This is a genomic window from Coleofasciculus sp. G3-WIS-01 (assembly GCF_040223135.1).
GTDB lineage: Bacteria > Cyanobacteriota > Cyanobacteriia > Cyanobacteriales > Coleofasciculaceae > Coleofasciculus.
Window position 1 is genome coordinate 26,412 of sequence record NZ_JAVJZI010000230.1, and the last position, 7,262, is coordinate 33,673.

A 7,262-nucleotide genomic window follows, 5' to 3' on the forward strand; every position below is an offset into this window, starting at 1 on the left:
AGCCGAACACGATCGCGCCTTTGTTACCACTCCAAGAGATAGGGGAGCAGGGGGAGCAGGGGGAGCAGGGGGAGCAATGTAGAGACGTGCCATGGCACGTCTGGTTACATGGCACGTCTGGTTACCCAAATGCGATCGCGCTCTTGATTAACTAGCTTGCCGAGACTCCTCTCAGAACGGATAATCAGTATATCCATGCTCGTCACCTCCATAAAAAGTAGAGCGGTCATAGGAGTTTAGGGGAGCATTCACCTCAAACCGCTTGGGCAAGTCAGGATTGGCAATAAACAGCCTACCATACGCCACTAAATCCGCCTCTGTTGCCTTGAGCACAGCGTTTCCCGTCTCGCGGGTATAACCACCTGCTGTAATTAAGGTTCCGTTGTAAATAGGACGAAAATAACGCACCCCCAATCCCTTACCCTCATCTTCAACCGTCTCATTCCCTTTGATTCTCGGTTCAATGATATGGAGATAGGCTAAATTAAAAGGATTGAGTTGGGAAATCACATAGTTAAACAAGGCTTCTGGGTTGGAGTCAGACATATTGTTAAACGTTCCACCAGGCGAGAGGCGAATCCCCACTTTATCCGCACCCCAAACCCTTACTACCGCTTCGGTAATTTCCATGAGTAAACGAGCGCGATTTTCAATTGATCCGCCATATTGATCCGTGCGTTTATTTGACCCATCATGGAGAAATTGATCGAGCAAATAACCGTTAGCACTGTGAATTTCTACCCCATCAAATCCAGCCGCTAAAGCATTTTTTGCTCCTTGGCGATATTGTTCCACAATTGTGGGAATTTCCTCAGTTTCCAAAGCACGAGGGGTGACAAAGGGTTGCTCGCCACTATAGGTACTCGCCATCCCTTCAGGCGCGATCGCACTCGGTGCAACGGGAAGCTCACCATTCGGCTGCATTGAGGGGTGGGAAATGCGCCCGACGTGCCACAGTTGTAGGAACATACGTCCCCCACTCTCATGCACCGCCTGAGTAACCAACTTCCAGCCTTCCACTTGTTCGGGTGAGTGGATTCCTGGGCTATAAGCGTATCCGTGTCCCTGATGGGATACTTGAGTGGCTTCAGAAATAATTAATCCCGCAGAGGTACGCTGGGCATAATAGGTGGCATTTATTTCTCTAGGTACGTTTCCCTCACCTGCACGCATCCGGGTTAAAGGCGCCATAACCATGCGATTGGGCAATTCATAAGCGCCGACTTGAACGGGTGTGAATAAGTTAATATCGTCATTGGTCATTTGTCTTATGTCCTTTGTCATTGGCTGATATCTGGCACCTTTGTCAGTAAGCTCAGACATCTGATGATGAGCTGGGGTAGGGCGGGTTTTGTACAACATTTATTGGTTAATTCCACAGGTTAATCCCTAAACCCGCCCCTACTCTTCTCTAATTAACTCAAGTCCATTTTGACGATAGGCGATTCAGATTTATAATTAATTATTCATTATTTATTTCGTCTATTTTCAGGGAATTCTCAGAGTATCAGCTTAGGATGATCATAACGATGCACCTACAGTGGCGCATGAACCAGAAGAGGTAAACTGAGGAGAGCTAACTGGATGAAACACCAATTCCGTCCCCGAAACCTGAGAAAGCTATTGAAGTTAGCGGTATTCACGCTACTGGCGGTTGGTACAACGTTACTTATTGCCACAGATCCCGCCTTCGCCCAGGAATCAGCAATGGGTTCAGGATTCAATCCCCAAGCCTGGTTACGCAACGCCTTGCAATGGATTCAAGACCTTGGTTCGGTTGGTGCGATCGCGTTTATCATACTCTATATTATTGCCACAGTCGCATTCCTACCGGGTTCCATCCTCACCCTAGGCGCGGGTGTTGTCTTTGGCGTCGTTTTAGGTTCTATTTATGTTTTCATTGGCGCCACCCTGGGAGCAACCGCCGCCTTCCTCGTGGGACGGTATTTAGCCCGGGGTTGGGTAGCGCAGAAAATTGCTGGGAACAAAAAATTTAAAGCGATTGACGAGGCGGTGGGTGGGGAAGGATTTAAAATTGTTCTTTTAACCCGATTGTCGCCCGTGTTTCCTTTTAACTTATTGAACTACGCTTATGGGTTAACCGGGGTTTCATTGAAAGACTACTTTTTGGGTTCTGTTGGCATGATTCCTGGAACCATTATGTATGTTTATATTGGTTCTTTGGCGGGTAGTCTGGCAATGGTGGGGACACAATCGCAACCCACTAATCCGGCGGTACAATGGACGATTCGGATTATTGGATTTATCGCTACAGTCGCTGTAACCTTATATGTTACTAAAGTTGCCAGAAAAGCGTTAGATGAAAAAGTCTCTGATGATCCTGTTCTAGATAAAAGCGTTTCCAATTAGTAGGGGCGGGTTTTACAACTATCATTTTATTGCCACCTAGATGTAACTAAACCCGCCCCGACCAAGTTGTCAGGGTGTAGGGGCGGGTTTTACCACTATCTTTTTTTGTCACCCAGATGTAACTAAACCCGCCCTACTCAAAGTGAGAGAATAAAAAAATCACCGTTTCCCTAATCCCCAATCACTATTAATTAAGGAGTAACTGATGACATCAACATCTGAGAGAGTAATTGTCCCCCCAATGGATGAATATAACCAGCAATTGGTTTCCCATCTGCATCCACCCGATTGGGTTAATCCAAAACCCGCTGAGCGTTATGATCTCGTCGTAATTGGTGCAGGAACGGCGGGATTAGTCACCGCCGCCGGTGCCGCTGGGATGGATATTGGTTTAAAAGTTGCCTTAATTGAACGCCATCTTATGGGTGGGGATTGCTTAAATGTCGGATGTGTGCCATCTAAATGTATTATTCGCTCATCCCGAGTTGTCGCCCAAATGCGAAACGCTGGAGAATTTGGAATTCGTCCTCCTGAACACATTGATATTGATTTTCCAGCAGTCATGGCACGGATGCGGAAGCTACGGGCTCGAATTAGTCATCATGATTCAGCCAAACGATTTAAACAAACCTATAATATTGATGTTTTCTTAGGAGAAGGGTCGTTTCAAAGTTCCAATACAATTGCCGTTGGGGATAAAATTTTGCGGTTTAAGAAAGCGGTGATTACGACGGGGGCTAGGGCTGTACGACCACCCATTGAGGGCATAGAAGAGGCAGGATTTCTGACCAATGAAACCGTTTTTTCTTTAACCGAACGCCCCAAACGCCTTGCGATAATTGGTGGGGGACCAATTGGCTGTGAATTGGCGCAGGCATTCCGTCGTTTAGGCTGTGAGGTGATTCTTTTCCATCGCCATTCTCACATTTTAAATAAAGAAGATACTGATGCCGCAGAAATTGTGCAGCATCAGTTTGAAAAGGAAGGCATTCGCTTAGTCTTAGATTGTCAGATGAAACGGGCAGTCAAGATGGATGAGGGAAAGTTACTGCACTATACCTGTAATGGTCAGGATGAGTCCACGATTGTTGATGAAATTTTAGTGGGTGCAGGGCGTGCGCCAAATGTAGAAGGGTTAAATTTAGATGCTGTTGGCGTAGAATACCATGGCAAAGGGATAAAGGTGAATGATTATCTACAAACAACCAATCGCCATATTTATGCCGCCGGTGACATTTGTATGAAATGGAAATTCACCCATGCAGCGGATGCAGCGGCGCGAATTGTGATTAAAAATACCTTATTTTCTCCTTTTGGTTTAGGGCGGTCTAAACTCAGTGATTTAGTTATGCCTTGGGTAACTTATACTGACCCTGAAATTGCCCATGTTGGCATGTATGAACATGAAGCTCAGGAAAAGGGAATGAAGGTGAGTACAATTAAGATACCATTTAATACGGTAGACCGTGCGATCGCGGATGGGGAAGAGGACGGATTTGTCAAAATTCATCATCAGAAAGGTTCAGATAAAATTTTGGGGGCGACAATCGTGGCTCCTCATGCAGGAGAGATGATTAGTGAAGTGACAACGGCGATTGTGGGAAATGTCGGGTTGAGTAAGCTCAGTGGTGCGATTCATCCTTATCCGACGCAAGCGGAAGGAATTAAGAAAGCGGCTGATGCGTATCGGCGCACACTGTTGAAACCCAATACAAAGCGCTTTTTAGGGTTACTCACTAAGTTTTCTTAGAAATTTTGTAGTAAGTTTGTAGTAAGTTTGTAGTAAGCGCTTTAGCGCTGATGGCACTAAAGTGCCGACTACGAACGAACGAACGAGCAATCAATCAGGATTTAACTGGATAGGACATGAGTATGTGTTTCACAATAGCGGCGATCGCAATACATTGCCCAGGCTATACCCACTATACCCGTAAGCGAACCTGTGATTGCCGCACATAGACCCCAACCGGCAGGTCCAGCCGCCCAGTCAGATACTTCTTTGAGCAGGGCGGTACTCCCTCTGGCTACCCCATAAGCCGTTCCCGCCGCCAGAAGGGTGACTAAACCCAATTCGGTTAACATTCCCAAAAGATCGTTATGGGATAAATCCTCCTCAAAATAGATCTTCCAAATCGTGGTATACATCAAAATATCAGAAGCCGCCACGATGACTTGTTTCGGTATCTCCGCACAGGGAGTTGGTGCAGCACAAGCCGTACCGCCACCCGCCGCATATCCTGCGATCGCCCAAATTGTTTCTAATCGCTTCTTGCCCAGACTACTCAAGGACTATCTCCCGCAATGCTACCAGAGTCGAAGTTTTTTTCTGTTATAGCCCAACATAGTTAAGCAAAGATTAACATTTTCTAAAGAATTTAGAGAGATGGGGGTGCAGGCAATACTGCTCGGATAAGCCTGTCTTCTCTCCCCCTGCTCCCCCTGCTCCCCCTGCTTCCCCTGCTTTTGGCGCTTAAGTTGACACGGATGTCGTGAAAGTGAGCCCCTACACCCTCACGCACCGGTTCCTTAGAAGGTCCTGAAAGGTCAAAACTTTCAACTCGCTACCATAATCACCAGCTTACCAACAACATGACCTTTTTCACTCTCCCGATGCGCCTCAGCAACAGCAGATAGAGGATAGGTTTGAGCAATGACTGGGCGAATTTTCTGAGCGTCAATCAGTTCTTTGAGAGACTTTAAATCCAAACCATTGGATTTCATGACCACGACTTTAGCTTTTTTTCCCGGAAGAAAAGCCGTGAAGAAACTCTCCAGGAAGTTAACCGGATAGGGGTGAGTGGTGATATAGACGCCGTTAGGTTGCAAACAATCTTGGCAACTCCAGAAGGATTGATTTCCGACCACATCGAAAATAATATCGTACTTGGCAGTATCCTTAGTAAAATCCTGCTGAGTATAGTCAATCACTCGGTCAGCGCCCAAATTTTTCACAAACTCCTTATTTCTGCCACTACAAACCCCTGTCACCTGAGTTTCAAAAGCCTTGGCAATTTGTACCGCCAAGCTACCCACACCACCCGATGCGCCGTTAATTAGCACGCTGTATCCCTGCTTAATTTTTCCATGATCTCGCAAGGCTTGCAGCGCCGTGAGTCCGGCTAAGGGAACAGCCGCCGCTTCTTTATAGCAGAGCTTTTCCGGTTTTGGACAAGCCGCTTTTGCCGACAAAACCGCATACTCTGCATAAGCACCACCCGTGAGATTATCCAGACAGGCATAGATTTCGTCTCCGGGTTGAAAACGAGTCACAGCCGTTCCCACTTCTACAACTTCCCCAGAAATATCAAATCCCAAAACTATGGGAAAATGATAGCCAGTTAAGAGTTGCAACATTCCCTGTCTGGTTTTCCAGTCAATGGGATTAACGCTAGTAGCATGGACTTTGACCAATATCTCATCGGTTTTGATGGGTGGAGTTGGCAAGTCCATAAGTTGGAAGACTTCTGCTCCACCATAGTGATTAATTGCGGCAGCTTTCATAAACTATTCTTCCTCGATAGAGAGTATCGTCAAGCCTTATAAAATTTAACAATAATTCTGCCTTCAATATCTCAGTCTTGAGGCAGAATTTGAGAGTGATTAAAAAACCAATAGTATGGTTTTTAGAAGTTTTAGCGAATAAGCGTGATTAATCATGAGTACTAATACCCAAATCCCGATCCCCTCCCATTTCAAACCCAATAAAGTTGGAGAAGTCTGGCCTGTTCCCTATCAAGAGCGTGTCAACCAAGCCGAAATTTGGGCAAAACAGCATCATCTTAAGCCAGCAAATCAAGATGAAACCCGGATTGGTTTATTGCTAATCGATGTTCAGAATACCTTTTGTATTCCCGAATTTGAATTATTTGTCGGCGGTCAATCGGGTACGGGAGCCGTTGATGACAATGTGCGACTGTGTGAATTTATCTACCGCAATCTCGGAATCATCACCGAAATTGCGGCGACGATGGATACCCATACCGCTATGCAAATTTTTCATCCTATATTTTGGATTAACGATGCTGGAGAACATCCACCCGCGATGACTAATATTTCCATAGACGATGTAGAAAAAGGTGTGTGGAAAATCAATCCAGCCGTCGCCCCTCGGATTCGCCAGGGTGATGATCAATGGTTACAAGATTATGCCCTGCATTATGCCAAGACGCTCAATTGCGATAGCAAATATCCGTTAATTATCTGGCCCTACCATGCTATGCTGGGAGGAATTAGTCACGCTTTGGTTTCTGCTGTAGAAGAGGTTTGTTTATTTCATAATGTTGCTCGCCAAAGTCAGACCTATTTTGAAATGAAAGGTAGTAATCCACTGACTGAAAATTACTCTGTTCTCCAGCCGGACGTTCTTTTCGACCAGAATGACCAACCGATTGCCCAAAAGAACACACCATTTCTGGAAAAATTGTTAGAGTTTGACCGATTAATTATTGCTGGTCAGGCAAAGAGTCATTGTGTGGCTTGGACAGTTGATAACTTGCTGGGTGAAATTCAAGCCAGAGATCCTAAGTTAGCCGAGAAGGTTTATTTACTGGACGATTGTACTTCTCCGGTTGTGGTTCCTGGAGGGGCGGATTTTACTGAACAAGCTGATGCTGCGTTTCAACGGTTTGCTGATGCGGGAATGCACCTGATTAAATCGACTGAAATTATTGATTGAACGTTGGACAAAAAAACAATAAAAAATTTGCAATAAATTAGGGCTGGGATCAGGGCGGGTTTCGTTGTTCATTTTGAGGTAGGGGTGGATGGTTATAATTATCAACTGTATCACTGCCTTGCCGATAATTATGAAGGTTCCTCAGCGTCAGATTTGCCGTAATGCCATCTGTCGGGGCGGGTTTAACCTATAACTGAGCTAAACCTGCCCCTAGATG

At 45.7% G+C, this 7,262-nt stretch carries 6 protein-coding genes; 3 read left to right on the plus strand and 3 right to left on the minus strand.

All coding sequences use genetic code 11. From position 1 onward, the window contains the following. Nucleotides 1-171 precede the first annotated feature (171 nt). Nucleotides 172-1,263, minus strand: a complete 1,092-nt coding sequence (locus tag RIM23_RS23515) for an alkene reductase (RefSeq protein WP_446369842.1) — start codon at nucleotides 1,261-1,263, stop codon at nucleotides 172-174. Nucleotides 1,264-1,584: 321 nt separating this feature from the next. Between RIM23_RS23515 and RIM23_RS23520 the strand changes: the two genes are divergently transcribed. Both RIM23_RS23520 and RIM23_RS23525 read left to right on the plus strand, forming a co-directional pair. Next, complete coding sequence (locus RIM23_RS23520; RefSeq protein WP_446369844.1) at nucleotides 1,585-2,370, plus strand: TVP38/TMEM64 family protein; 786 nt, start codon at nucleotides 1,585-1,587, stop codon at nucleotides 2,368-2,370. Between the two features lie 205 nt (nucleotides 2,371-2,575). Then, on the plus strand, nucleotides 2,576-4,120 hold the full coding sequence (locus RIM23_RS23525) for a mercuric reductase (RefSeq protein WP_446369846.1): 1,545 nt from the start codon (nucleotides 2,576-2,578) through the stop codon (nucleotides 4,118-4,120). 101 nt (nucleotides 4,121-4,221) lie between these two features. On the opposite strand, the gene RIM23_RS23530 is transcribed toward RIM23_RS23525, so the two are convergent. After that, nucleotides 4,222-4,656, minus strand: a complete 435-nt coding sequence (locus tag RIM23_RS23530) for a hypothetical protein (protein WP_446369848.1) — start codon at nucleotides 4,654-4,656, stop codon at nucleotides 4,222-4,224. Nucleotides 4,657-4,923: 267 nt separating this feature from the next. Next, nucleotides 4,924-5,871: an NAD(P)-dependent alcohol dehydrogenase gene (locus RIM23_RS23535; protein WP_446369850.1), complete on the minus strand. Its 948-nt coding sequence runs from the start codon at nucleotides 5,869-5,871 to the stop codon at nucleotides 4,924-4,926. A gap of 154 nt (nucleotides 5,872-6,025) precedes the next feature. On the opposite strand from RIM23_RS23535, the gene RIM23_RS23540 reads away from it, so the two are divergent. Continuing rightward, nucleotides 6,026-7,045 carry an isochorismatase gene (locus RIM23_RS23540; RefSeq protein ID WP_446369852.1) on the plus strand — a complete coding sequence of 340 codons (1,020 nt, stop codon included), beginning with the start codon at nucleotides 6,026-6,028 and terminating at the stop codon, nucleotides 7,043-7,045. Nucleotides 7,046-7,262: the final 217 nt, after the last annotated feature.